This is a genomic window from Rhizobium sp. 01T437, from assembly GCF_056398505.1.
Genome location: NZ_JBFTPM010000006.1, coordinates 146,219 through 172,394 on the forward strand (window position 1 = coordinate 146,219; position 26,176 = coordinate 172,394).

Consider the following 26,176-nt stretch of genomic DNA (forward strand, 5'->3'; position numbering starts at 1 on the left):
GAATTACTTGCTTGCGTTCCCAGGAGGGTTGCCATCAACGGCCGGTCCAACCTTGATTGTGGTCGTTACCGACATCCCCGGAAGCAGGCGACCGGCAAGTGGATCCGACTTGTCGATGGTGATCTTGACGGGAACACGCTGGACGATCTTGGTAAAGTTGCCGGTCGCGTTGTCGGGCGGCAGCAAGGCGAACTCCTGACCGCTTGCCGGCGCTAGGCTGTTTACGATGCCGCGCACGGTGATACCTGAAAATGTATCCACGTCGATCCTGACCGGTTGGCCTGGCTTGACGTTGGCGAGCTGGGTCTCCTTGTAATTGGCGACGACATAGGCCGCCTGGAGCGGCACCACAGCCAGCAACAGTTGACCAGGCTGGGCGTAGAGGCCAACCCGGACTGCCCGCGCGCCGACAACTCCGTCGACGGGTGCTCGTAGCACCGTGTATCCGAGGCTGAGTTCGGCCTGATCCAGCGCGGCACGATTGTGACCAAGAGTTGCTTTTGCTTCGGACTGTTGAGCGTCCAGCGTAGCGATCTGCTTCTGCGCGGCGACCAGTGCAGCCTTGTCCTTGACTACGACGGCCTTCGCCGAATCGGCCTGCGACGCTGCCTGTTGGGCCTCTTCCACTGTTGCCGAACCCGTTTTTGACAGGGTCATGAAGCGCTGGTTGTTCTGTTCAGCGAACACCTCCGATGCCTGGTCGGTATTGATCGTCGCTTGCGCTTCATCGATCAGGGCCTTTTGTTCGCTGAGTTGGGCGGCAATACTGACGATGGCCGCTTCGGCCTCGGCGACATCCGCCTTGGCCTGATCGACCGCCGCCTGAAAGTCGCGCGGATCAATCGTAGCGAGAATGTCACCGGCTTTGACCGGCTGATTGTCATTGACAAGAAGCGTCTGGATATAACCCGCCACCTGTGGCGCTATCGCGACCACGTCGGCCTGCACATATGCATCGTCCGTCGATTGTTCGAATTGCCACACCGTCCAGTATTCCCAGCCGCCATAGGCCGCTGCACCAAGCGCCACCATCCCTATCGTACCCAGCACCAGCATTCGCCATTTCGGCTTTCGCGTCGGCGGAGCAGGTGTCCCTGTCTCCGCTTGATCGCTCTCATCTGAAGTTTTTAGGTTTGTGTTCGCAGGATGATTGGTGACATTCATGTTCATGGGGGCTCCTGCCCCTGAATAGCCAACTGGCGGTTTGGGCTGCACCGGGATTTAGTGATTCCAGCAAGTTGGGTTCAGCCGGCCGGCCGACCCGACTGGGAAGGCAGTGATGCGATGGGTGAAAATTATCCCGTTAGTGTGTGTTCCATAACCATACGTTGGTGTAGGATATGCCGTGCTTTCTGGTCACGGCTTTGAGTTCGGGCTTGCGACGTAGACCCACTGCAGCAGGTCGTTGATCTGGCTGTTTGGATGCCCGTTGACGGTAAGCGGTGGGCCGACCCCACCTTACCGAGATCATCGGTAGACTTGCTACTCGCCGCATGAGTTGCGCTCTGGTATCGCGGCACACGCTGACATTGCGAGTTTCGCGAAAACCCCTGACGGCCATAATCTTACCGGCGCGGCGCAGCCGTTCGAGGCGGTGAGACGCGCCCGTCCTCGACGACGGCGCGTATTGCGATATTCTATCCATTAGATATCCGCATGAAATATGGGAGCCGACGGCACTCTGCGCCCGGCAAAACAAAGGCTTTCCGATTCGCCGATCAGAAAGCCTTTTGCCGAGGTGCGGCGCGTCTGGAGGACATTGCATCCATCCAAGCGCCAACTTCGTCAGACCTCCAGAAATTGTTTTTCGCGACCTGTATGGGAGCGGGAAACTTGCCATCTCTCACCCAGCGCCAGAGCGTCACGTTCGAAACCGGAGCAATCTTCTGAACGTCGCTGGTACTTAAAAGTGTGTAGGAGATTGCGCTGCCAGTCATGCTTATTCCTCTATTTTTCAGACTAGAGGCAGCATGCGCGACGACAGTTGTTTATAATAAACACAATGCATTTCAATGCGATACGTCCGAAAATCGAAACGACTGCTTGGGGTAACGATCTCAGCAGTCATTGCCGCTGCAGATCAATGCGGCTCGTCACCACGGATCGGCCCGAGGCGAGGTCGCGATCAACAGTCTGTAGGCGAAGCCCGTTCTGCCCCACCTTTTCGATCATCAAGTTTGCGCTTCGGTCGCCATTGGTGATGTGAGCCCAGGTGACATTGAAGTTGAGAGCATCGCCTTTCCTGCTGCCTATGAGCATGGAAGGCTGGCCCGATGGTCCCGTGTAGTTGCCGGTGTAGCGTTGACCGGCCGCCTTTACATTTGCCGAGAAGGTTCTTGTGATGACGGCGAGCGCGCGACAACTGCCATTCATGGAAACTGCGGAAGCACTCGCGTTGGATTTCAGGTTGCACGACACATTGACCTTCGGGCCGCCGATCTTGGTCAGGACCATTCCGCCTCCATCCCAGTCGCCTGCCAGCGAGTTCAAAAAGTCGGCGTCGGCCGCATTCGCGTTGGCAGACAAACATGAAAGCGAGAGCAATGTTGCGATCAGAAGAGGACGCATGAGAGCACCCAAGGTTTCCCTGGGCTTACAACATCYGACGTSCGAAATTGTTCCGTTAGAGCGTCACTCGTGCCAGTGATCCGCCACCCAAGGTGTCGGGAGGATATAGTGGCGCAGGTAGCGGAAGGGTTGTTTGCCGTCGCGTTTGCTGACGTCAAAGACGCCCTTGATATGATCGAGCCTTGTTTCGGCCCGGCCTTTCGGGCCGAATTTCCCTTCGATGGCGTTCTGCGGGTGGAAGCCACGCGGGAAGAGGACAACGCGGGCACGCGATGGCAGGCGCGGTGCGAGGAAGTAGTTCAGCGGAAAGGCCCAGTGGCAGTCCTGACGAAAGTGCAGAACCCAGTTGCGCCGGAAGAATTTCACGCCTCCCGGCGCATTGCGGGTGACGAAGCGCTGTTCATACTGATACTCATCGGCCACTTTCTGCGGGTTGGCCCTGAACTTTTCCTGCAGCGGCAGGAGCTTGCCGACCGGAAAGCGAAAGAGCGAGCTCTGGCCGAGCCTTTCGAAAGGCGTTGTCTGGTTGCGGGCCATGACGACATCATCAGGCCCTCCAACCTTGAAAAAGTCATCAAGAGAGGCGACGATAACAAGGTCGAGGTCCAGATAGAGGACCGGCCCGCTCAGGCTTCCGAGCTTCGGTCCCCAAAGCCTCGCCTTCGGCCAGATGCCCCTCGTATTGACGGGCATTTCGACATCCAGAGGCGGCAGGTCCTCGCACAGGATACCGGGATGGAGATCATCCCGGCAGTCGGTGAAACAGGTGAAGGTAAACGGCGGCGTGATGTTGCGCGCCACCATCGCATACAGCCGGTTGATGAAAGTCGGCCCGTATCTTGTACCCCAATTGATGCAAATTACCTGTTTAACGCCGCCGCTCGCAGCCAAAACATGCGTCATCATAGCTCGCCATTTCCGTGCCCGGATCCGAAACCCTTTGCAGCCGCGATGGCGCGGTTCACAGGCCTGCATCAGGTTTTCAAGTGGGAATAACCTGGCGGAAATGCAATCCTGAGATCCGAGAGGCCTGGCCTGCCAGATCTCTTTATTTCCGGCGGATACCCACCGAAACTTCCTTCGCAGAATGCGTTGTATTTTAAATTTGCCAGGGTCGGAAGCGGTTTAAGCGTCGACACCAAAGAAAGCATATCACTTGCGCTTTACCTGCTATCAGCAGGAGCATAAAAGACTTGCCGACATCACGCGTTGCACCTGCCCCACCAGCCGACAGCGGTTTTCCCGTTTCACGGAGAAAGCTTCGAGAGGTTCATCATGTCCGCTACATCGAAGCAATCCAACCGCACGCTCGTCGTTGCCACGATCATGCTCGCGACCTTCATGGTGGCGATCGAGGCCACGATCGTGGCGACCGCCATGCCGCGGATCGTCGGCCAGCTCGGCGGCTTCACCTATTACAGCTGGGTCTTTTCCGCCTTCCTGCTGGCGCAGTCCACGACGACAGTCATCTACGGCAAGCTTTCCGACATTTTTGGACGCAAGCCGGTGCTGATCGGCGGTATCCTCGTTTTCCTCGTCGGTTCACTCTTCTGCGGGCTTGCCTGGTCGATGGCCTCGCTCATCGCCTTTCGTCTGGTGCAGGGCCTTGGTGCCGGCGCGATCCAGCCGGTGACGATGACAATCATCGGCGACCTGTTCAAGCTGGAGGAACGCGGCAAGGTGCAGGGCGTGATGGCGACAGTTTGGGCGACTTCGGCGGTCGTCGGACCGCTCGCCGGCGGCATCATCGTCGATACTATCTCCTGGGCCTGGATCTTCTGGATCAACCTGCCGATCGGCATCTTCTCCATCATCGCCTTCATGATGTTCCTGAAGGAGGATGTGGCGCATAAGGATGCGAAGATCGACTATCTCGGCGCCATCCTGTTTTCGATTTCCATCATCGCGCTGCTGACGATGCTGACGGAAACGGACGCCCCGGCCTGGGTCCTTCTCTCGCTTGCCGCCCTCTTCGTCGTGACCGGCATTCTCTTTGTATTGCAGGAAAAGCGCACGCCGGAGCCTATCATTTCCATCGCGCTCTGGAGCCGCCGGCTGGTGGCGACCAGCAATGCCTGCATGCTGCTGGCCGGCATGGCGCTGATCGGCCTTTCGACGATCCTGCCGATGTATGTGCAGGGTGTGCTCGGCCGTTCGCCGATCGTCGCCGGCTTCACGCTCACCATGCTCGTCGTAGGCTGGCCGCTGTCGGTGATGCTATCAGGCCGTTTCTTCAAGGCCTTCGGCATTCGCAATACGCTCCGGGTCGGCAGCTTCATGTTCCCCTTCGGCGCCTTCTTCCTTCTCTTCCTCACGCCGGAAAGCCATCCGGCCGTTGCGGGCGCCGGCTCCTTCTTCATGGGCTTCGGCATGGGGCTCATCAACCTCACCAGCATCGCGCTGGTGCAGGACAGCGTGGAATGGTCGATGCGCGGAAGCGCCACAGCCTCGATCATCTTTGCGCGCAGCCTCGGCAATACGCTGGGTGCCACCGTGCTCGGCGCCATCCTCAATGCCGGTATCGACCACTATGCGACGGGCGACGCGGCAAACAGCCTGCACAATGTCCTGAACGAGCCGACCGGCCTCTCGGCGCTTGCAAACGATCCGGCAGTGCGCGGCATCTTCGATGCGGCGCTGCATTGGAGCTTCTGGGGTGTCGTTGTCGTGGCGGTGCTGACCTTTGCGACCACCTGGCTTATTCCGATCGGCCGCGGCGTGAAGACCGGGGGCGCGGGGAGTGCGGCGAGCGAAGCCGCCTCGCACTGATCGGATGCCAACCTTTCAGCCAGGAGCGCCTTCCGCGGAGCTCTGCGGGATGGATTGCAGCAGGGTCTGGCGAGCGGAGCGAAGGTGGATGCGACAGGCGGCCTCAATCTTCGCCTGATCGTTGGCTTCGAGCGCCGCTATATAATCGAGATGTTCGTGGATCGCGCGTTCGTTGCGTTCGCGGGCGGCCGCCTTGTTCCACTGATAATGATAGTGGAAGATGATGGCGATCGCGTCATAAAAGTCGGCGATGAAACGGTTCTTCGAGGCGCGATGGATCAGCAAGTGAAAGCGCTCGTCGAGTGCCGAGAATTCCTTGAAGCGATTGTTGATGTCTGCGAGCACCGAGAGATGCTCCTCCTTGATCGCCGCCAAATCCGACCAGGCGTGATGGTCGGCAGGTAGCCTGCCGAATTCGGCGGCCGAATGCAGCTCGAACATTTCGCGCACATCGGCAAGTTCAAGCGCGAATTCACGGGTAAAGCCCTTCAGCGTCCAGTGGCTGTTCGGGCGTTTCTCGATCAAGCCGAAACGCGAGAAGCGGATGAGGAATTCGCGCACGCTGGTCGTGCCTGTGCCGATCTCGCGGGCAAGCTCCAGCTCGTTGATCTGCATGCCAGGGGCTGCCTCATCGGAAAGAATGCGCTGCATGAAGCTGCGCTCGATGATGTCATGCAGTGAATCCGTTTCTTCGGAGGGGAAGAAGTCGCGGTCGATCGGCTGGCGCAGCACGATCTTCTGGCGCTTGTTCCAGCGGATGATGCCCTCTTCGCTGAGACGTGTCAGAATGGCGCGTGCCGTGCTGCGGCTGACGCCGAGCTGGGCTGCGATTTCCGGCTCCGAAGGCAGCGCCGTATCCGTGCGCAATGCTGCCGCATACCGGTTATAGGCTTCCTTGAAGACCGTATTCTGCCTTGCCATCAGACCTTGCTTTCCGCCCAAGCGATACGGGCTTTCCGCCCGAGCGACACAGCGATGATACCCGCCACCAACAACGGGCACAGCCGGACCAGGAGCCTCTTCAAGCGACCTCTATCTTATTTTCAGTCGCCTGCGGCTGTTTGCCTCCCTCGTCCACAGGATCAATATTCCCGTTGACTTGAAAATGTTTATTGTAGATAAAAAACAAAAGCAATGCGCATTCGTCTATGTAGCGGGCGTTTCGTCAGGGAGAAGAAATTGGACAGACAGCCTTGGATCATCCTGTCGACCGGAGACAATGTCGCGGTCGCAACGGCACCGATTGCTGAAGGATCGACCGTCGCCGGTGTCACGACGCGCCAGAAGATCGACCCCGGCCACAAGGTCGCCATAGCAGACATTCCGCTCGGTACGCCGGTCGTGAAATACGGCCAGGCGATCGGCCGCACCACGGCTGATGTGAAGGCCGGCGACCATGTTCACAGCCATAATCTGCATTTCGAAAACGACCGCCTTGCAGCGACGGCCAATTCCGCTCCGGAAGAAGCAAGTGCCGAGGACAGGGCGCGTACCTTCATGGGTTATCGCCGTGCCGACGGACGGGCGGCGACGCGCAATTATATCGGAATCATCGCCAGCGTGAACTGTTCCACCACGGTCTGTCGGGCAATCGCCGACGAGGCCAACCGTACGATCCTGCCGCATTATGACGGCATCGACGGCTTCGTGCCGATCGTTCACGACCAGGGCTGCGGCATGAGCTCGACGGGTGACGGCATGAACGTGCTGCACCGCACACTTGCCGGTTACACCCGCCATGTGAATTTCGGCGGTGTGCTGATGATCGGCCTCGGCTGCGAAGTCAACCAGCTGACGCTTTACGGCCAGAGCGGTGCCGGCGCCTCCAAGCGGCATTTCAACATTCAGGACGCTGGCGGCTCCCGCCGCGCTGTCGAGCGCGCCATGGGCATGCTGCGCGAAATCGCCGCCGATGTCGGCCGTGAAAAGCGTGTTCCGATGTCGATCGGTGAGATCATCATCGGTCTGCAATGCGGTGGTTCGGACGGTTTTTCGGGCATCACCGCCAATCCGGCGCTCGGTGTTGCAGCCGATCTGCTGGCGGCAGCCGGTGGTACGGCAATCCTTTCGGAAACCTCCGAGATCTATGGCGCGGAGCATTTGCTGCGCAGCCGCGCCGTCAGTGATGATGTCGCCAAAAAGCTCGATGAGAAGATCGCCTGGTGGGAAGACTATGTCGCCCTGCACGGCGCCTCGCTCGACAACAACCCGTCTCCGGGCAACAAGCGCGGCGGGCTGACGACCATTCTCGAAAAGTCGCTCGGCGCGGTTGCCAAGGGTGGCCGCTCGCCGCTGACCGCCGTCTATGGTTATGCCGAGCGCGTCACCGCACCCGGCCTCGTCTTCATGGATACGCCCGGCTATGACCCGGTTTCAGCCACCGGCCAAGTTGCCGGCGGCGCAAACATGATCGCCTTTACGACCGGCCGCGGCAGCTGCTTCGGCTGTCGCCCGGCGCCTTCGCTGAAGCTCGCCAGCAATTCGGCGCTCTATACCTCGATGGAAGAGGATATGGACATCGATTGCGGCACCATCGTTACGGGTGACGCGACCATCAGCGGCAAGGGCCGCGAGATCTTCGAGCTGATCGTCGATACTGCCTCAGGCAAGAAGACGAAAAGTGAAATCTTCGGTTACGGCGATAACGAATTCGTCCCGTGGCATCTCGGCGCCACGCTCTAAATAATACTTATTGATATCAGGGTCTTCACAAGGAGGAATGATGAAGACGAGGAAGATTGGCAAGACGGCGCTCGAGGTAACCGAAATCAGCTTCGGCGCGGCGGCACTCGGCGGCCTTTACCGCGCCTGCCCGCGCGAGCAGGCGATGGAGACGCTGGAATCCGCATGGAGCCACGGCATCCGCTATTTCGACGTAGCGCCGTGGTATGGCCTTGGGCTTGGCGAACGACGCGTCGGCGATTTCCTGCGCGACAAGCCGGAAAACGATTATGTGCTGTCCACCAAGGTCGGTCGTCTGATGCGCCCGGTACCGACGGGCACCGTTCCTGATTATGGCTATGTCGAGCCGCTCTCCTTCGATGCCGATTACGACTATTCCTATGACGGCATCATGCGTTCGGTCGAATTCAGCTATGCGCGCCTCGGCCTCAACCGCATCGATATCCTCTTCGTCCATGACATCGGCGCCTATACGCATGGCGCCGCCAAGAATGCCGTGCATCTGAGGAACTTCCTTGATAGCGGCATCAAGGCGCTGGAACAGCTGAAATCCTCCGGCGCGATCAAGGCCTTCGGCCTCGGCGTCAACGAAGTGCCGGTCTGCCTCGACGTGATGCGCAATGGCGATATCGACGTCATCCTGCTTGCCGGCCGCTACACGCTGCTCGACCGCTCGGCGGTTGCCGAGCTCATTCCGCTCTGCCGGCAGAAGGGTACGTCGCTCGTCGTCGGCGGTGTGTTCAATTCCGGTATTCTTGCAACCGGCCCGGTGCCGGGATCACATTTCGACTACATGCCGGCAAATGACGAAGTGCTCGGCAGGGTGGGCGCGATGGAAGAGGTGGCCAAGCGCCACGGCCTGCCGCTTGCCGCTCCCGCCCTGCAGTTTCCGCTGCGCGACCCGGTCGTCTCCTCGGTGCTGATCGGCACGGCGAGGCCCTCAAGCCTCGTGCGCAATATGGAGAATTTCGAGCCGCAGCTTCCCGCCGATATCTATCCCGAATTCGAACCCTATACGCTTGTCGCCGCACCGCTCGGCGAAGAGGCCGTGCGGGTCTAAGGAGACACCATGCTTAGAGGTATTCATCCGCTTCTCGGTCCCGATCTGCTCTATGCGCTGAAAAGCATGGGGCATGGCGACGATATCGTCATTGCCGATGCCAATTTCCCGGCAAGCAGCATGGGACCCGATGTCATCCGTGCCGATGGCGTCAGTGCCACTGATATGGCCGAGGCGATCCTCACCCACATGCCACTCGATACGTTCGTGCCGCAAACGGCATGGCGGATGGAGGTGGTTGGCGACCCCAAGGCGGTGCCGGAGGTTTGCGCCGAATTCCAGGCGATCGTCACCCGACGCGCCGGGGATTTTTCCATCGCATCCGTCGAACGCTTCGCCTTCTATGAGATGGCACGGAAGGCCGCCTATATCGTCGCGACGACTGAGTTCCGGCTCTACGGCAACCTGATCTTGAAGAAGGGCGTCGTCCATCCGCACGAGGTGCAATTCGACTGAGGACCTTATTTTAGGTCCTTATGTATTTAAAATAAAAACAATTGCTTGGGAGAGAATTTAGCGGTTAAAAAAGCGAATTGGGCACACTTGCAATTTGCCTGCGCCTCAGCTAGCTTCTGATCGTAAATGTTTTTTATCGATAAAAATCGTCCGCCAGCGTTCAGCGGTCCGGTTTCATTGGAGGAGAACGCACCCTGAGAGGAGAACCCTTATGAGCATAGTGAAATCCATTCTGTCTCGCCGTGCCTTTACGGCACTTGCAGGCGCCGCTGTCATTGCGACGGCAATGCCGGCCACGTCCTTTGCGGCCGAGGTGACGATCCCGATCATCGTGAAGGACACGACGTCCTTCTACTGGCAGATCGTTCTGGCCGGCGCGCGCAAGGCCGGCAAGGATCTCGGCGTCAACGTGCCGGAACTCGGCGCTCAGGCCGAATCCGACATCAACGGCCAGATCAGCATTCTTGAGAACGCCGTTGCCGGCAAGCCGGCCGCCGTCGTCATCTCCCCGACCGAGTTCAAGGCGCTCGGCAAGCCGATCGATGAAGCCGCCAAGTCGGTTCCGATCATCGGCATCGACTCTGGCGCCGACTCCAAGGCATTCAAGTCGTTCCTGACGACCGACAACGTCCAGGGCGGCCGTATCGCTGCCGACGGTCTTGCCGCCGCCATCAAGGGCGCCACCGGCAAGGAAGAGGGCGAAGTCGTCATCCTGACCAACCTTCCCGGCGTCGGTTCGCTGGAACAGCGCCGCGAAGGCTTCCTGGATCAGGTGAAGACCAAGCATCCCGGCCTGAAGGTGATTGCCGACAAGTACGGCGACGGCCAGGCAACGACCGGCCTCAACATGATGACCGACCTGATCACGGCAAACCCGAAGCTCGTCGGCGTCTTCGCCTCGAACCTCATCATGGCGCAGGGCGTCGGCCAGGCGATCGCCGAAAACAAGCTCGGCGACAAGATCAAGGTCATCGGCTTCGACAGCGACGACAAGACGGTCGGCTTCCTCAAGGATGGTGCGATTGCCGGCCTCGTCGTTCAGGACCCCTATCGCATGGGCTATGACGGCGTGAAGACCGCTCTTGCCGTCTCCAAGGGCGAAAAGGTCGAGAAGAACGTCGACACCGGCGCAAACCTCGTCACCAAGGCGAATATGGCCGAGCCGAAGATCGACGCGCTCTTGAACCCGAAGATCAAGTAAAACAACAAGCGGCCGCGCCGGCTTCAAAAACCGGCGCGGCCTTTCTCATCCATGGTATGTTTCACCAGGGATGGAGCAGACGTGACAAGAGGAGGAGAGGTCCATGGTCGGACTGGAAGAGGTCAGTCATCGCCACGATGACAGCGCGACGCTGAAAGAAGCCAATCGAATTCCCGCCGGATCGCCCATCCTCGAATTGAAAGGCCTGCAGAAGAATTACGGTCACGTGCAGGCGCTGAAGCCGGCGACGCTGACCTTCCTTGCCGGTGAAATCCACGCCATCGTCGGCGAAAACGGCGCCGGCAAATCCACCCTCATCAAATTGCTCACGGGCGTCATCACACGCACGGCCGGCGAGGTACTGTGGTGCGGCCATCCAGTGGGGCTGTCGACGCCGAACGAGGCAATCGCCCGCGGCATCAACGCCGTCCACCAGGAAGTCGTGCTCTGCCGGCACCTGACTGTTGCCGCCAATCTCTTCCTCGGCGACGAGGTCAATCGCTTCGGTATCATGCGCAAGAAGCAGATGGAGAAGATGGCGCAGGCCGTTCTCGACGATCTCGGCTTCGGCCTGCCGGCCGGTGCGCTTCTGAGCTCGCTGACGATCGGTCAGCAGCAGCTCGTCGCCACCGCGCGCGCGGCCATGCGCGGCACGCAGTTCCTGATCTTCGACGAGCCGACCGCCTATCTCACCCGCCAGGAATCCGCACAGCTGTTCAAGCTGATCCGCCGCCTGCAGGGCGAGGGCGTCACCATCGTCTATATCAGCCACCGCATGGAGGAAGTCTTCGAGCTTGCCGACCGTGTCTCGGTGCTGCGCGACGGCACGCATGTCGGCACGCGCCTCATCGGCGAAACCAATGACGCCGAGCTGATCGCGCTGATGATCAATCGCTCGATCGAGCAGATCTACCACAAGGAAGAGATTCCGATCGGCGAGACGATCCTCGACGTCAGGGGTCTTAGCGGCCCGGGCTTCGAAGACGTGTCGCTGAGCGTCAAGGCAGGACAGATCGTCGGGCTCTATGGCCTGATCGGCGCCGGGCGCAGCGAATTTGCTCTCGGGCTCTATGGCCGCCAGCCGACAAGCGCGGGCGAAATCCACTGGATGGGTAAGCGCGTCGATATCAAGAACGAACGCACTGCGATGGAGCTCGGCATTGCGCTGGCGCCCGAAAGCCGGCGCGACCAGGGGCTCTGCCTCAACCTGCCGATCGGCCTCAACATCAATCTGCCGGTGTTCGGACGCCTCAGCCAGGGCCCGGTCATCAATCACACACGCGAATCGACGAATGCCGACAAGCAGATCCGCGATCTCAGCATCAAGACGCCGAGCCGGCGCGTTCCGGCCTCCAGCATGTCGGGCGGCAACCAGCAGAAGATCGTCATCGGCAAGTGGCTGAGCCACGGCGCCCGGCTTTTCATTTTCGACGAGCCGACCGTCGGCGTCGACGTCGGCACCAAGGCGGAAATCTACCGGCTCTTCGCCAAGCTTCTGAAGGAGGGGGCAGGCATCATCCTGATCTCTTCCTACCTGCCTGAGGTCTACGAACTGGCCGACCGGCTGCACGTCTTCCGCAGCGGCAAGCTTGTCGCAAGCCATGATTTCCACGCGGCGACGCATGAAGAAGTGCTCAGCGAAGCGATCGGCGTCTGAGCAAGAAGAATAAGAGGGAGAAAATTCATGACTGTAACCCCCACTGAAATCGTCGCGCCGCCGCCGCGCCGGAAGATGAACATCCTGTTTGGCCTGACGCTGATCGGCTTGCTGATCTTCCTCTGGGTCGTGCTCGGCTTCTCGACAGCCAGCTTCTGGACGCCGCTCAACATCTCCAACCTGCTGCGCCAAGGCGCGATGACGGCGATCCTGGCGCTCGGCCAGACCTTCGTCATCATCACCGCCGGCATCGATCTTTCTGTCGGCGCAATCGTCGGCTTCTGCACGGTTATCATCGCCTGGCTGCTGCAGGCGGGCGTACCGCTCTGGGCGGCAATCCTGCTGACGCTGGCAATCGGTGTCGCGATCGGCTCCTTCCATGGCTTCGGCATTGTGCATATGGGCCTGCCGCCGTTCATCATCACGCTGGCGACGCTGACATCGCTGCGCGGCATTGGCCTGCTGATCACCAACGGCTCTACGATCAGCATCACCGACGAGGGCTTCAGCAACTTCGCCCGCGCCGATTTCCTTGGCGTCCCAAGCCTGTTCTGGATGGTCATCCTGGTTGCGATCCCCTCCTTCGTCTTCCTACATCTGAGCCGCTGGGGCCGCTATCTCTTCGCCGTCGGTTCGAATGCCGAGGCGGCGCGCCTTTCCGGCGTCAACGTCAAGGGGATGATCTACCTCGCCTATATCCTTTCGGCCTCGTTTGCGGCTTTCGTCGGCGTGCTGCTTGCCTCGCGTATCGCAATCGGTAACGCGACACAGGCCGACGGCTGGGAACTACAGGCGATCGCCTCCTCGGTCATCGGCGGCACGTCGCTCTTCGGAGCCGTCGGCTCCGTGCATGGTCCGCTGATCGGTGCGTTCATTCTGGCGACGATCAACAACGGCGCAAATCTCCTGAACGTCAACTCGTTCTGGCAGCGCATCATCACCGGCCTGCTGATCATCGTCATCGTCTACTTCGACCAGCTTCGCCGGCGCCGGGCGGGCTGAGCGAGATGCAAAACGAAGCCGGCCCAAAGGCCGGCTTTCTTCTTTTCAGCAATGCGAGAACCATCATGAAAGCTGTCCTTTGCCGCGAACCCGGTGTCCTCGATCTCGTCGAGCGCCCTTCCCCCGAAAAACCGGCGCCCGGCTGGGTACGGCTTGCCGTCAGCCATGTCGGCATCTGCGGCACGGATTATCATATCTTTGAAGGCAAGCACCCCTTTCTCGAATATCCGCGCGTCATGGGACACGAGATCTCAGCGACGGTGCTGGAGACCGGCGACGGGGTGGCGATGGCCGTCGGTACGCCCGTCATCGTCAATCCCTATCTCTCCTGCGGAAGCTGTGTCGCCTGCCGGCAGGGCAAGCCGAATTGCTGCACCAATATCAAGGTTCTCGGCGTGCATACGGATGGTGCTTTCTGCGAGGAAATCGTAGTGCCCGCGGGCAATCTCTATGCCGCCAAGGGCCTCAGCCTTGAGGCCGCGGCGACCGTCGAATTCCTGGCTATCGGGGCGCATGCTGTACGCCGATCCATGGCGCCTGCGGGTTCCCGCTCGCTCGTCATCGGCGCAGGTCCGATCGGCCTTGGCGCGGCAATCTTCTCGCGTATTGCCGGCCATGACGTGACGCTGCTGGATACGAGTGCGGAACGGCTGCAGATGGCGTCGGAGCGCTTCGGCTTTACGTCAGGGATCGTCGCCAATGATGGGACAGCCGATACCGTGAAGGCCGGGACGGACGGCGATGGTTTTGATGTCGTCTTTGACGCGACAGGCTTTGGACCTTCGATAGAGAAGGCCTTCAGCTTTGTCGCCCATGGCGGCGCGCTGGTGCTTGTCAGCGTCGTGAAAGACGATATCCGCTTCTCCGATCCGGAGTTTCACAAGCGGGAAATGATGGTTATCGGCAGCCGCAATGCGACGCGCGTCGACTTCGAACACGTCGCGGATTCGATCGCCAAGGGTCTCGTTCCGGTCGATAAGCTGATCACGCATCGCACGACGCTTGCCGATGTGCCGCGCGATCTCGCCCGCTGGGCACATGAGAAGAGCGGCCTCATCAAGGCGGTGATCAAGATTGCAGGTTAAAGCGTGTCGCGATCCTTCGGATTCGCTTGCCACACTTTAAGCTTTTGTTTTCGCATGTCGTTATCGCAAAACCGCTGCACACTTTTGCGCGACATGCTTTAGGCCGCGTCGATTGCCGCGCGCATCTGCCTGACGACCGCGGCATCGGTTCGGTTCGAGGTCGGCACATCGAAGCCGAAAGAGACAGCGCGCGGATCAGCGCTGGCAACGGCAGAACTGCAGGAACCGTGAACTTCGTGCGCACCTGTTGCCCGCAGGATCTCGACGACATTGGCCGGTCGCACGCCGCTGCCCGGCATGATGGAAATGCGGCCGGCTGCCTTGGCGGCTATGCGCTTCAGCGTTTCGAGCCCATCCACCGCCTTCGGTACGCAGCCTGAAGTAAGGATGCGCTCGCAGCCGAGTTCGACCGCCTGTTCCAGTGCTGCATCCGGATCGGGCACGAGATCGAAAGCGCGATGCAGCGTCGAACCGAGGCCGGCAGCATGCGCCTTCAGGCGATGAATGAGCGGCATGTCGAGCGTGCCGTCCAGTCGGTTGGCGCCGATGACGACGCCGGCGAGGCCAGCGGCCCTGACAGCATCGATATCTGCCAGCATCGCCTTTTCATCCGTGGCATCGAAGATGAAGGGGCCGGCATGCGGGCGGATCATTGCGTAGACGGGGATCGGCGCTTGCGCCGCGATTCGCATCAGGCTCGGCAATGGCGTCAGCCCGCCAAGCTCCAGCGCCGAGCAAAGCTCGATGCGTCCGGCACCGCCCTCGATTGCAGCCGCAAGGCCCTGAGCGCTATCGACGCATACTTCCAGCAAAACCGTCATATCCCGAATCCCTCTTCTTCCGTCGCAGCCTATTTATGCGAAGGCGGCATCTTTCGCGACAGGCGCCGGCACAATTTTTGCCGCGGTCGCGATCAGCAAGTCACAAGCGTCGGCCGCGGCTTTCCGATGATTGAAGGACACGTGATAGGACATGGGCATCGGCTCGGCGAGTTCGACGATGCGCACCCGGTCGGCAATCGGCATGGCGCTGACGCGGCCGAGGAAGGAGACATAGCCGTGATTAGCGACGAGATCGACGATGACGGGCAGCGAATCCGCAGCGGTGATGTCTCGATCGCGGAGGCGGCGATGCAGGGTGCGGTCATAGCCGAAGGTCATGGCGGCATGGCCGATGCCGGTGCGCGGACTCGGCGTGCAGATCGGATGGCTGGCGACGAGGTCAGCGACCGTCACTTCCGTGCTGTCAGGCGGTGCAATAGCCACCATATCGGTGCGCAGCAATTCGCGATGACGGAAGCTTTCCAGGCCGAAGACGGAATCGAGGATCGCAACATCGATGCGCCCGGATTTCAGCGCCTCGCGCAGATCGTCGGCAGTCATCGAGACCAGCGATAAAGCATTCTTGTTGCGGCCGGCATTCCACTCGGCAACGAGGCTGCCCAGGCAGCGCGCGACCCAGCTTTCCGAGCCTGTCGGGATAATGGCGCCGATGCGCAGCGAACGAGCCGTGCGTTGATAGCGTTCGTCTGCTGTGGATTTCAGTTCGTTCCAGGCGAGGCTGATGGTCGAAAAGACCGTATAGGCGAAGCGGCCCTCCTCCGTCAGCGCAGAGCCTTGCGCCTGACGCTCGAAGAGACGGCGGCCGAAGAATTTCTCAAGATTGGCAATCTGCAATGAAAGCTGCGGCTGACCAAGGCGAAGGCGGCGGGCGGCTCTATTGATGCTGCCTTGATCGGCAACCTCTAAGTAGCGCTCCATTGTGACGAGCTTTACTGGGATACGAGCAGCCCATTGCTCGTAAGCGTCCGGCTCCTGTTGGCCCAGCAAATCACCAAGCTGTTCTGTCGCATCGAGGATCGGCGCCAATCCCTCCTGAACTCTGCCGCCGGCGAGCAGGATGACGAGCTCGCCCGAAGAGCGTTCGACGAGTTTCAAGGCAAGCGCCGTTTCCAGATTGCCGACGGCCGCCGATGCGGTCGAGACTGAGATGTTGAAGCGGCGCGCGGTTTCGCGCATGGAGCCGGACGACAGGACATGGCTTGCGATGAAGAGGGCGCCGAGATGCAAGGCTTTCTCCGGAAACTACTGAAAAGGCGGAGGATATGACGTGTTCGTGAAAAAAGATATCCCTGCCCATAAACGCGCAGGCTATCGTTCACTCATAAGAAATCCGGGCGGCGAAAGAACCGATCAAAAGCACCGGAACACCGTGGAAACACGCAAGGGGACAAAAACAAATCGCGCCGGCCTTGGAAAAGGGAATGCAATTCCGCGCATGGACCTGCATTCGCCGCCATAATCGCGTCGCGAGAGCGAATACTGGAGGGGGCTGCTTCGATTTTCGGGCATCGATTTTTCGGGCATGCACACTATTTCCATGACGCACGTATTTCCGGCATGATGGCCTGATGGCTGACCATGCCGGCTGGTTTTATGCGCGCAGGCTTCGCGTCCGGGGCTTTCGCGACGTTTAACGGTGTTCAACCAAGGGGATAATCATGCTGAAGAAATTCGCACTTGCCGTTTCGCTTGCCGCCTTTGCGGCCGGCGCCGCCCACGCCGCAGACGTCGTCGTTTCGTCGAAGATCGACACCGAAGGCACGCTGCTCGGCAACGTCATCGCGCTGGCACTCAATGCCAACGGCATCAAGACGCAGGACCGCATCGCGCTGGGTGCTACGCCTGTCGTGCGCAAGGCGATCACCGCTGGCGAAATCGACATCTATCCGGAATATACCGGCAATGCCGGCTTCTTCTTCAACAAGGCCGATGATGCCGCCTGGAAAAACCTCGACCAGGGTTATCAGCTGGCGAAGAAGTTGGACTATGACGCCAACAAGATCGTCTGGCTGACGCCCTCGCCCGCCAACAATACCTGGGCGCTTGCCGTGCGCAGCGATGTTGCCGGCCCGAATAACCTCAAGACCTTGTCCGACTTCGGCAAGTGGGTCTCCGGTGGCGGTGCTGCCAAGCTTGCGGCTTCCGCCGAATTCGTGAACTCCGCCGGCGCCTTGCCCGCCTTCCAGACCACCTATGGCTTCACGCTGAAGCCGGATCAGGAAGTCGTGCTTTCTGGCGGCGACACGGCTGCAACGATCAAGGCTGCGGCCGACCAGACCAACGGCGTCAATACCGCCATGGTCTATGGTACTGACGGCGCAATTCAGGCTGCCGAACTGGTCGTTCTCGAAGACGACAAGAGCGTGCAACAGGTCTATGCACCGACCCCAATCATCCGCGAGGCCGTGCTGCAGGCAAACCCGAAGATCCAGGAAATCCTCACTCCGATCTTCCAGAGCCTGACGGCAGACGAACTGCGCAAGCTCAACGCCAAGATCCAGGTCGATGGCGAGCCGGCGAAGTCCGTTGCCGAAGCCTATCTGAAGGAAAAAGGCTTCCTGAAGTAATCGCCTGATGCCCCGCCCGGCATTCGGGCGGGGCACTCTCCGGACAGGGTTGGATCGATGGAAGAAACCTTAGCGGTCCGCAAGCTGGACCGGCTCGGCGTGGTACTGGTGGCAGGCGGCATTGTGGCGACGGCGCTTCTGCCTTTCATCTATGTGAAGGCAAACCGTATCGCCGCCGGCAAGCCGATGCTGCTGACGCAGCTTCTTCCCCAGCCTTCCGTCGTCATTCTGCTGGTCCTCCTGATTGCCACTGCCTTGGCGACGCTTTTCCTGAAGAACGCTTTCGTTCGCCTGGGACTGGGCACGCTCTGCCTCATCGCGCTGATTGCCGCAATCGGGCTCACGGCAACGGCCTCCACACCGCCAGGCAGCACCGTGGCGCGCATGACGCCTGGCGGCAGCTTCTGGGTCCTCCTCGGCGTCATCGGCCTCATCATTTCCGACGCATTGGTGAAGATAAGGCTGACGCCCTGGATGCGTGTTGCGTCACTTGTGGCTTACACCGCCTTGCTCGCGATATTTCTCTCGTCCGGCCTGCTCGACAGCCTTTCGATCCTGAGGGAGTTTTCGACCCGGGCAAACCAGTTCTGGAGCGAGGCGGTCTCCCACTTGATGCTGGCATTCGGCTCGCTCGCCATCGCCATCGTTCTCGGGCTGCCGCTCGGCATCCTCTGCTTCTGGGTGCCGAAGCTGCGCGCCATCGTGCTGCGGACGCTGAGCCTCATCCAGACCATTCCGAGCCTGGCACTCTTCGGCCTCCTGATGCTGCCACTCGGTTATCTCGCTGCAAACGTGCCGCTTGCGGCCGATATCGGCATTCGCGGCATCGGCACCGCGCCGGCGCTGATTGCGCTCGTGCTCTATTCGCTGCTGCCGATCGTCGCCAACACGGTCGTCGGCCTCGAAGGTGTCGATCCCTCCGTGCGTGATGCTGCCGCCGGCATGGGACTGACACGCCGGCAGATCTTGACCGGTATAGACCTGCCGCTCGCCTTTCCCGTCATCCTCACCGGCATCCGCATCGTGCTGGTGCAGGCGATCGGCATGGTGACGATTGCCGCGCTGATCGGCGGTGGCGGCTTCGGCATCTTCATCTTCCAGGGGCTTGGCCAAACGGCCATGGACCTCGTCCTGCTCGGCGCCGTGCCGACCGTTTTCTTCGCCTTCTCCTCGGCCGTCATCCTCGATGCGGTCATCGAAAGCATTCAGGGGCCAGCCGCATGAGCAAGATCGAGATCAGGAACGTCACGAAGCGCTACGGCTCGGCAACCGTCGTCGACAACGTCTCCATGAGCGTCGAAAAAGGTTCGATCACCGTCATCGTCGGCACATCCGGCTCCGGCAAATCGACGCTGATGCGAATGATCAACCGGCTGGTGCCGATCACCGAGGGTCAGATCTTCGTCGGCGACCATGATATCATGGACGTGCCGGCGACCGAGCTTCGCCGCAAGATCGGCTATGCCATCCAGGGCCACGGCCTGTTTCCGCACCGGACGGTGGCGCAGAACATTGCAACCGTGCCGGAGCTTCTCGGCTGGGATACGGCCCGCATCGGCAGCCGTGTGACGGAACTGCTCGGCCTCTTCAATCTCGACCCGGCGATCTTTGCCGAGAAGTATCCGCACCAGCTGTCCGGTGGCCAGCAGCAGCGCGTCGGCGTCGCGCGGGCGCTGGCAGCCGAGCCGGAGCTGCTATTGATGGACGAGCCCTTCGGCGCGCTCGACCCCGTTATTCGCGGCAAGGCGCAGGACGATCTGCTGGCAATCCAGAAGCAGTTCGGCACCACGGTCGTCCTCGTCACGCATGACATGGACGAGGCCTTTCATCTCGGCAACCAGATCGCCGTCATGAGCGGCGGCAAGCTCCTGCAGTGCTCAACGCCGGAGAAGATCCTGACGGAACCGGCCGATCCCTTCGTGCAGCAATTGACCGGCACATCCGACCGGGCGCTGAAGCTGATGTCGCTGACACCGTTGAAAGACAGTATGCAGCCGGCCAAGCCGGGCCTGCCCTATTCGCTGGCGCAATCTCTGAGTCTTCGCGATGCGCTGGCCGAAATGATCTGGCAGGGTCTCGACGAAGCTGCCGTGCAGGATGCGAACAAGGCGCCCGTCGGTTCCATCTCCATGGATCGGCTGCTCGAACTGGGCCGCAAGGCATGAAATTTCTCCTCGCCAACCTGTTTCGCGCGCTGGCGCTGGTGATGCTGCTCATCCTGATCTTCAGGACAGAATGGCTCTCCTTCATGCTGGTGCCGCTGACCAACAACAATGCACCGCCGGTCTACATGCAGAACAGCCTCGCTTCGCTGGCGCTCGGGCACCTGGAGCTGGTCTTCATTTCGATTATCGGCAGCGCGGTGCTTGCCGTGCTTGGCGGCATTTTCGTCACCCGCCCGAGCGGCGCCGACTTCCTGCCGCTGTCGCGCGCCATCGCCAATGCCGGCCAGACCTTTCCGCCGGTCGCCGTGCTGGCGCTTGCCGTTCCCGCCACCGGTTTTGGTGCTGCGCCGACGCTGATTGCGCTCTTTCTCTACGGACTGCTGCCGATCTTCGAAAATACGGTCGCCGGTCTCAAGCAGGTTTCGCCGCAGGTGCTGGATGCTGCCGACGGGATGGGCATGAACGGGACGCAGCGGCTCTTCAAGGTCGAGTTGCCGCTGGCATTGCCGCTGATCCTTGAAGGGTTGAAGGTTGCGACGGTCATCAATATCGGCACGGCAACGATCGGCTCGACGGTTGCGGCAAAGGGTCTCGGCGAGGTCATCATTGCCGGCCTGATCTCCGACAATACCGCCTTCATTCTGCAGGGCGGCCTGATCGTCGGTCTGATGGCGGTGCTGATCTATGATGTCGTCGGCATGCTCGAGAGCGTCATAACGCGCAGAATGGGCTTGCGTCCGGCTTGAGAGGACGGCTACCAAGGCTGCCTGAGATATCAGAAATGGGAGACCGCCTTGGCCAAGATGATCCATTCCATGATCCGCGTTCTGGACGAGGCGCGCTCGGTCGATTTCTACAGCAAAGTCTTCGGGCTTAAGGTTGCCGACCGTGTCGATTTCGAGACCTTCACGCTGATCTATATGAGCAATGAAGAGACCGGTTTCGAGCTGGAGCTGACGGTCAACAAGGGTCGCACGGCGCCCTATAATCTCGGCGATGCCTATGGCCATCTCGCTGTTTCCGTTCAGGAAGTGCAGGTCGAGCACAAGCGGCTGACGGATCTCGGCCTCAACCCTGGCAAGCTCGTGGAACTCAACCGCGACGGCAAGCTGTTCGGGCTGTTCTTCTTCATCACCGATCCCGACGGCTACAAGATCGAAGTGCTGCAGCGCTACGGCCGTTTTCAATAAAACATAAGAGGCTGAAATGATTCGGAGGAGAGACCTTCATAACGGCTGGACGCTTTCCTGTAACGATACAGGAAGAACCGGTCTGCCCGCTTCGATTCCGGCAACGGTGCCCGGCTGCGTGCATCTCGACCTGCTCGCAAACCGGCTGATCCCCGATCCCTATCTCGACATAAACGAGATTACCAATGACTGGATCGGCAAGACGGAATGGGTCTACCGGCTGGACTTCGAAGCCGAGCCTGATGCGGGCCAAGTGCAGGAACTCGTCTTTGATGGCGTCGACACGATTGCGACGATCCGCCTGAACGGCGAGGAGATCGGCCGCACCGTCAACATGCACCGCACCTATCGCTTCGACGTTTCGTCGCTGCTCCGGCATGGCGAAAACGAGCTCAGCATCACCTTCCATTCCGCCTATGCCTATGGCGCGGAGATGGAGAAGCATTACGGCTATCGCCCGAACAACTATCCGGGACCGGGCAACCTGATGCGCAAGATGGCCTGCAATTTCGGCTGGGACTGGGGGCCGACGCTTGTGACGGCCGGACTCTGGAAGCCGGTGCGGCTGGAGAGCTGGGATCGGGTGCGGCTTGCCGATATCAGGGTTTCCGCCGCGCTTGCCGGTGGCGATGGGCTGATCAAGGTGCATGCGCGGCTGGCGAGACATGGCGAGGTCGCGCCGGCGAAGCTCACGGCCGAGATCGGCGGCGTGAAGCAGACGGTCACAGTCGAAGCGGATGCAGAGGAGGTTTCCTTCGAGCTTCGTGTCCCCTCACCGCAGCTCTGGTGGCCGCATCATCTCGGCGCGCAGCCGCTCTATCCGCTGGAGATCCGGCTGCAAGATGCGAGTGGAAATATCCTCGACAGCTATTCGAAGCAGATCGGCTTCCGGTCGCTACGGCTCGACACGTCGCCGGATGCGCATGGCTCGGCCTTCACCTTCGTCATCAACGACGTGCCGATCTTTGCCTGTGGCGCCAACTGGATACCGGATGATTGCTTCCCTTCGCGCGTGACGGCGGAACGCTATGCGGCGCGGATCGATGAGGCGAAGGCTGCCAATATCAATCTGCTGCGTGTCTGGGGCGGCGGTATCTTCGAGCGGGACGAGTTTTATGAGGCCTGCGACCGGGCCGGCATGCTGGTCTGGCAGGATTTCCTCTTTGCCTGCGCCTCCTATCCGGAGGAAGAGCCGCTGCGGAGCGAAATCGTCGCTGAGGTGCGGGACAATGTGGTGCGGCTGATGCCGCATGCATCGCTCATCATCTGGAACGGCAATAACGAGAATATCTGGGGTTTTGACGAGTGGGGCTGGCGGCCGATCATCAAGGACGGTGTCAGCTGGGGGCTCGGCTATTATCTCGATGTCCTGCCAAAGCTCTGCGCCGACCTCGATCCCATCAGGCCCTACTATCCCGGCAGTCCCTATTCAGGCTCCATGGATATCGAGCCGAATGACGACCGACATGGCTGCAAGCATATATGGGACGTGTGGAACGACGTCGGTTACGAAGTCTATCGTAACTACATTCCGCGCTTCTGTTCCGAATTCGGCTGGCAGGCGCCGCCGGCATGGGCAACGCTGCAGGAGAGCGTGCATGACGAACCGCTGACGCCGGAATCGCGCGGCGTCTTCCATCATCAAAAGGCGACGCAGGGCAATGACAAGCTCATCAAGGGCCTTGCCGGACACCTGCCCGTGCCGCAGACGATGGATGACTGGCATTTTGCGACACAGCTCAATCAGGCACGTGCCATCCGCTTCGCCGTCGAGCACATGCGCTCGCATCGCGATATCTGCAAAGGCGCGGTCGTCTGGCAGTTCAACGATTGCTGGCCGGTCACCTCCTGGGCAGCGCTCGATTCTGCCGGCCGGCGCAAGCCGCTCTGGTATGCGATGCAACAGGCCTTCCATCCCCGCCTGCTGACGATCCAGCCGCGTGGCGAGGGCCTTTCCGCGGTCGCGGTTAATGAGCAGACACTGTTCTGGCGCTCGAAGATCAGCGGCAAGCGCATGCGGCTGGATGGCACGGTGCTGGCGGAATTTGAATTCTGGCGGCTGCTCTGCGATCGGTTCGAAGCCAAGGAATTTCCTCTGCCTGAGGATATCGCGAAGGCCGGCAGGGCGGATGAGGAAGTCATCGTTGTCCAGATGCTGGACAAGCGCGCCTTCCACTATTTCGTCGAGGATATCGAGCTGAAGCTCCCGGTGCCAGACATCAGCATATCGCTGGCGAGATCGCCGGATGGCTATGATATGACGGTGAGTGCCAAGAGCTTCCTGAAGGATCTCTGCCTGATGGCGGATCGGCTCGACCCTGCGGCGGTCGTGGATTCCATGCTGGTGACGTTGCTGCCGGGTGAAAGCCATGTCTTCCGTGTGACGACGGACAAGTCCCTGTCGGCTGAAGATATCATGGTTGGAACGGTGCTTCGCACTGCCAATGATCTCGCGAATAAAAACTGAAAGGCCCCGCTCTGGCGGGGCCTCTGCCGGCTCGTCCTCGCGGACGGTGTTACATCCAGTAGGGTGGCACGCCATAATAATCATAAACGCGGCGGCCATTATCGTTGTACCAGGTGTCATCATCATCCGCGTAGCTCGGCGCGCCTTCGATCTGCTCCTTGGTGAGATCGATGCGGTAACCGTCCAGCTGGGTATCGTAGTTCAGCTTTTCCCACGGCAGCGGATAGTGGTCATTGCCGATGCCGAGGAAGCCGCCGAAACTCAGAATAGCGTAAGCAACGCGGCCGTCCTGCTTCCCGAGGATGAGGCGCTCGATGGAACCGATGTGCTTACCATCGGCGCCATAGACGCGCGTGCCTTCAACCCGGTCGCTGGCGATCAGCGTCGGGGTATCCCTCACATTCGGGTCGCGTCGGGTGGCGTCAGTATCCTGATTCAGCATTGTGCACCTCCTTGTCGTTTCCTCGTGGTTCTTCCACATCGAGAAAACGTGCCCTATGCCTCAAAGTTCCCTCCCGCGTGCAGTTCATATGCGACACTCGCGATATTGACGTTTACGTTAAGGTTATTGTAGCCTCAATCCGCTTGAACCGCTCAAGCAATGGCATAAGCTGCCTTGACGGAGGATGGAGGATCTTCCGATCGACCGGTGTCATCCGGTTTCGGCGGCCGAATGGGAGAGAGACACAATGAACAGTATTTCCGTCCACCCTGGTGGTGCGAAACCGGAAAAACCATGGCTTGCCACCTATCCGGACATCGTTCCGGCCCAGATTCCCCCACTGGAATTCGCATCGCTTCCGGATCTTCTGGAAAAGGCCTGCTCCCGTTTTGCCGATCGCAAAGCCTTTTCCAGCATGGGCAAAGCGATGACCTATCGCGAACTAGAGGCTCAGACCCGCAAGGTGGCTGCCTGGCTGCAAAGTGCGGGCCTGCAAAAAGGCGATCGTGTCGCCGTGATGATGCCGAACGTGCTGCAGAACCCAGTCGCGGTCTACGGCATCCTGCGTGCCGGACTTGTCGTCGTGAACGTCAACCCGCTCTATACGCCGCGCGAGCTCGAGCACCAGCTCAACGATTCCGGCGCCAAGGCGATCTTCGTTCTGGAAAACTTCGCACGCACTGTCGAACAGGTCATCAACAAGACGGACCTCCGCCACGTCGTCGTCAGCTCTCTCGGCGAAATGCTCGGCCCAAAGGGGCATATCGTCAATTTCGTCGTCCGCCGAGTGAAGAAGCTCGTTCCGTCCTGGTCCATTCCGCAACATAAAAGTTTCAGGCAGGTGCTATCGGCGGGGGCGAACAGGACGCTTGCGCCTGTCGCGCTTACCGGCAGCGACATTGCCTTCCTGCAATATACGGGTGGGACGACAGGTATTGCCAAGGGTGCGATGCTGACGCATCAGAACCTGCTTGCCAACAAGATGCAGCTGCAGCTCTGGCTGAAATCCGCCTTCGACAAGAAGAAGCAGCCTGATGTACTGAACTTCCTTTGCGCGCTGCCGCTCTATCACATCTTCGCACTGACGGTGAATTCGCTGATGGGCATGTCGCTCGGCGCCCATAATGTGCTGATTGCCAACCCGCGTGACATTCCAGGGCTGGTGAAGGAATTCGAGAAGTCTGATATCCATATCTTCCCCGGGCTCAACACGCTCTTCAACGCGCTGCTCAACAATGCCGATTTCGCCAAGCTCGATTTCTCCTCTCTCGTCATGTCGCTCGGCGGCGGCATGGCCGTGCAGCGGCCGGTGGCGGAACGCTGGCTGAAGGTGACCGGCTCGCACGTGACCGAGGGTTACGGCCTCTCCGAGACCTCGCCCGTTGCAACGGCAAACCGTTTCGATTCGCCTGAATTCACCGGCTCGATCGGTCTTCCCATCCCCTCGACGGAACTCGACATCAGAGACGAGGACGGCAATTCGCTGCCGCTTGGCGAGATCGGCGAGATCTGTATTCGCGGCCCGCAGGTCATGGCCGGCTATTGGAACAAGCCGGAGGAAACGGCGAAGGTGATGACGCCGGATGGCTATTTCCGCACCGGCGACATGGGCTTCATGGACGAGCGCGGCTACACCAAGATCGTCGACCGCAAGAAGGACATGATCCTCGTCTCCGGCTTCAACGTCTATCCGAACGAGATCGAGGAAGTGGCCGCCATGCATGCCGGGATCCTGGAGGCGGCGGCAATCGGCGTGCCGGACGGGCATTCCGGCGAGGCGGTGAAGCTCTTCATCGTGCGCAAGGACCCTGCTCTCACCGAAGCCGATGTGAAGGCGCATTGCGCGGCCAATCTCACCAATTACAAGCGGCCGCGCTTCATCGAATTCCGCACCGAGCTGCCGAAGAGCCCCGTCGGCAAGATCCTGCGCAAGGACCTGCGCGGCTGAATTTGACGGTCTCGTGAAATTGAGGGCCATCCGCTTGTCGCGGGTGGCTTTTTTCATATTTCGACAGATGGCTGA

At 60.2% G+C, this 26,176-nt stretch carries 23 protein-coding genes; 16 read left to right on the forward strand and 7 right to left on the reverse strand.

What is annotated here, in order from left to right; genetic code table 11:
* Positions 1 to 3: 3 nt before the first annotated feature.
* The 3 genes from AC1DM5_RS13750 to AC1DM5_RS13760 all read right to left on the reverse strand — a co-directional run bounded on the left by AC1DM5_RS13750 (position 4) and on the right by AC1DM5_RS13760 (position 3,474).
* Positions 4 to 1,170: an HlyD family secretion protein gene (locus AC1DM5_RS13750; protein WP_477819008.1), complete on the reverse strand. Its 1,167-nt coding sequence runs from the start codon at positions 1,168 to 1,170 to the stop codon at positions 4 to 6.
* A gap of 894 nt (positions 1,171 to 2,064) precedes the next feature.
* The gene (locus tag AC1DM5_RS13755; RefSeq protein WP_477819009.1) at positions 2,065 to 2,568 is read right to left on the reverse strand and encodes a hypothetical protein; all 504 of its coding nucleotides are present in this window, start codon (positions 2,566 to 2,568) and stop codon (positions 2,065 to 2,067) included.
* A gap of 63 nt (positions 2,569 to 2,631) precedes the next feature.
* The gene (locus AC1DM5_RS13760) at positions 2,632 to 3,474 is read right to left on the reverse strand and encodes a glycosyl transferase (RefSeq protein WP_477975125.1); all 843 of its coding nucleotides are present in this window, start codon (positions 3,472 to 3,474) and stop codon (positions 2,632 to 2,634) included.
* A gap of 369 nt (positions 3,475 to 3,843) precedes the next feature.
* Here AC1DM5_RS13760 and AC1DM5_RS13765 point away from each other — a divergent pair, with 369 nt between their 5' ends.
* The gene (locus tag AC1DM5_RS13765) at positions 3,844 to 5,337 is read left to right on the forward strand and encodes an MDR family MFS transporter (protein ID WP_477819011.1); all 1,494 of its coding nucleotides are present in this window, start codon (positions 3,844 to 3,846) and stop codon (positions 5,335 to 5,337) included.
* Between the two features lie 15 nt (positions 5,338 to 5,352).
* On the opposite strand, the gene AC1DM5_RS13770 is transcribed toward AC1DM5_RS13765, so the two are convergent.
* Positions 5,353 to 6,258, reverse strand: coding sequence for a GntR family transcriptional regulator (locus tag AC1DM5_RS13770; protein WP_477975126.1), 906 nt, complete (start codon positions 6,256 to 6,258; stop codon positions 5,353 to 5,355).
* Positions 6,259 to 6,516: 258 nt separating this feature from the next.
* Here AC1DM5_RS13770 and AC1DM5_RS13775 point away from each other — a divergent pair, with 258 nt between their 5' ends.
* The 7 genes from AC1DM5_RS13775 to AC1DM5_RS13805 all read left to right on the forward strand — a co-directional run bounded on the left by AC1DM5_RS13775 (position 6,517) and on the right by AC1DM5_RS13805 (position 14,480).
* Positions 6,517 to 8,019: a UxaA family hydrolase gene (locus tag AC1DM5_RS13775; RefSeq protein ID WP_477975128.1), complete on the forward strand. Its 1,503-nt coding sequence runs from the start codon at positions 6,517 to 6,519 to the stop codon at positions 8,017 to 8,019.
* Between the two features lie 40 nt (positions 8,020 to 8,059).
* On the forward strand, positions 8,060 to 9,079 hold the full coding sequence (locus tag AC1DM5_RS13780; protein WP_477819014.1) for an aldo/keto reductase: 1,020 nt from the start codon (positions 8,060 to 8,062) through the stop codon (positions 9,077 to 9,079).
* Positions 9,080 to 9,088: 9 nt separating this feature from the next.
* Positions 9,089 to 9,535, forward strand: a complete 447-nt coding sequence (locus AC1DM5_RS13785) for an RbsD/FucU family protein (RefSeq protein ID WP_477819015.1) — start codon at positions 9,089 to 9,091, stop codon at positions 9,533 to 9,535.
* Positions 9,536 to 9,746: 211 nt separating this feature from the next.
* Positions 9,747 to 10,736 (forward strand): ABC transporter substrate-binding protein, encoded by a 990-nt coding sequence (locus tag AC1DM5_RS13790; RefSeq protein ID WP_113322902.1) that lies wholly within the window; start codon positions 9,747 to 9,749, stop codon positions 10,734 to 10,736.
* Positions 10,737 to 10,839: 103 nt separating this feature from the next.
* Positions 10,840 to 12,393: a sugar ABC transporter ATP-binding protein gene (locus AC1DM5_RS13795; RefSeq protein WP_477819016.1), complete on the forward strand. Its 1,554-nt coding sequence runs from the start codon at positions 10,840 to 10,842 to the stop codon at positions 12,391 to 12,393.
* Between the two features lie 27 nt (positions 12,394 to 12,420).
* Positions 12,421 to 13,395 (forward strand): ABC transporter permease, encoded by a 975-nt coding sequence (locus AC1DM5_RS13800; protein WP_037101094.1) that lies wholly within the window; start codon positions 12,421 to 12,423, stop codon positions 13,393 to 13,395.
* A 65-nt stretch (positions 13,396 to 13,460) separates the two neighbouring features.
* Entirely contained in the window at positions 13,461 to 14,480 is a 1,020-nt protein-coding gene (locus AC1DM5_RS13805; RefSeq protein WP_477819017.1) for a zinc-binding alcohol dehydrogenase family protein, read from the forward strand.
* A 98-nt stretch (positions 14,481 to 14,578) separates the two neighbouring features.
* On the opposite strand, the gene AC1DM5_RS13810 is transcribed toward AC1DM5_RS13805, so the two are convergent.
* Both AC1DM5_RS13810 and AC1DM5_RS13815 read right to left on the reverse strand, forming a co-directional pair.
* Positions 14,579 to 15,301 carry a copper homeostasis protein CutC gene (locus AC1DM5_RS13810; RefSeq protein ID WP_477819018.1) on the reverse strand — a complete coding sequence of 241 codons (723 nt, stop codon included), beginning with the start codon at positions 15,299 to 15,301 and terminating at the stop codon, positions 14,579 to 14,581.
* Between the two features lie 33 nt (positions 15,302 to 15,334).
* A complete protein-coding gene (locus AC1DM5_RS13815) occupies positions 15,335 to 16,549 on the reverse strand; it encodes a LysR family transcriptional regulator (protein ID WP_477819019.1) in 1,215 nt (404 codons plus the stop codon).
* A 46-nt stretch (positions 16,550 to 16,595) separates the two neighbouring features.
* Between AC1DM5_RS13815 and AC1DM5_RS13820 the strand changes: the two genes are divergently transcribed.
* From AC1DM5_RS13820 to AC1DM5_RS13850, 7 genes are all read left to right on the forward strand, one after another.
* Positions 16,596 to 16,781, forward strand: coding sequence for an acetyltransferase (locus tag AC1DM5_RS13820; RefSeq protein ID WP_477819020.1), 186 nt, complete (start codon positions 16,596 to 16,598; stop codon positions 16,779 to 16,781).
* Between the two features lie 199 nt (positions 16,782 to 16,980).
* Positions 16,981 to 17,889: a glycine betaine ABC transporter substrate-binding protein OsmF gene (osmF, locus tag AC1DM5_RS13825; RefSeq protein ID WP_037101085.1), complete on the forward strand. Its 909-nt coding sequence runs from the start codon at positions 16,981 to 16,983 to the stop codon at positions 17,887 to 17,889.
* A gap of 57 nt (positions 17,890 to 17,946) precedes the next feature.
* On the forward strand, positions 17,947 to 19,113 hold the full coding sequence (locus AC1DM5_RS13830) for an ABC transporter permease (protein ID WP_477819021.1): 1,167 nt from the start codon (positions 17,947 to 17,949) through the stop codon (positions 19,111 to 19,113).
* Positions 19,110 to 20,054, forward strand: a complete 945-nt coding sequence (locus AC1DM5_RS13835) for an ABC transporter ATP-binding protein (protein ID WP_477819022.1) — start codon at positions 19,110 to 19,112, stop codon at positions 20,052 to 20,054. Before AC1DM5_RS13830 ends, AC1DM5_RS13835 begins: the two co-directional genes overlap by 4 nt.
* The gene (locus AC1DM5_RS13840) at positions 20,051 to 20,800 is read left to right on the forward strand and encodes an ABC transporter permease (protein ID WP_477819023.1); all 750 of its coding nucleotides are present in this window, start codon (positions 20,051 to 20,053) and stop codon (positions 20,798 to 20,800) included. The genes AC1DM5_RS13835 and AC1DM5_RS13840 overlap by 4 nt, the downstream gene beginning before the upstream one ends.
* A 48-nt stretch (positions 20,801 to 20,848) precedes the next feature.
* On the forward strand, positions 20,849 to 21,244 hold the full coding sequence (locus AC1DM5_RS13845) for a VOC family protein (protein WP_477819024.1): 396 nt from the start codon (positions 20,849 to 20,851) through the stop codon (positions 21,242 to 21,244).
* A 16-nt stretch (positions 21,245 to 21,260) separates the two neighbouring features.
* Entirely contained in the window at positions 21,261 to 23,711 is a 2,451-nt protein-coding gene (locus AC1DM5_RS13850; RefSeq protein WP_477975130.1) for a glycoside hydrolase family 2 protein, read from the forward strand.
* Positions 23,712 to 23,760: 49 nt separating this feature from the next.
* Here the strand turns inward: AC1DM5_RS13850 and AC1DM5_RS13855 are convergent, their stop codons facing one another.
* Entirely contained in the window at positions 23,761 to 24,153 is a 393-nt protein-coding gene (locus AC1DM5_RS13855; protein WP_477819026.1) for a PRC-barrel domain-containing protein, read from the reverse strand.
* A 247-nt stretch (positions 24,154 to 24,400) separates the two neighbouring features.
* On the opposite strand from AC1DM5_RS13855, the gene AC1DM5_RS13860 reads away from it, so the two are divergent.
* Positions 24,401 to 26,101, forward strand: a complete 1,701-nt coding sequence (locus AC1DM5_RS13860) for a long-chain-fatty-acid--CoA ligase (RefSeq protein WP_477819027.1) — start codon at positions 24,401 to 24,403, stop codon at positions 26,099 to 26,101.
* The last annotated feature ends 75 nt before the right edge of the window (positions 26,102 to 26,176 follow it).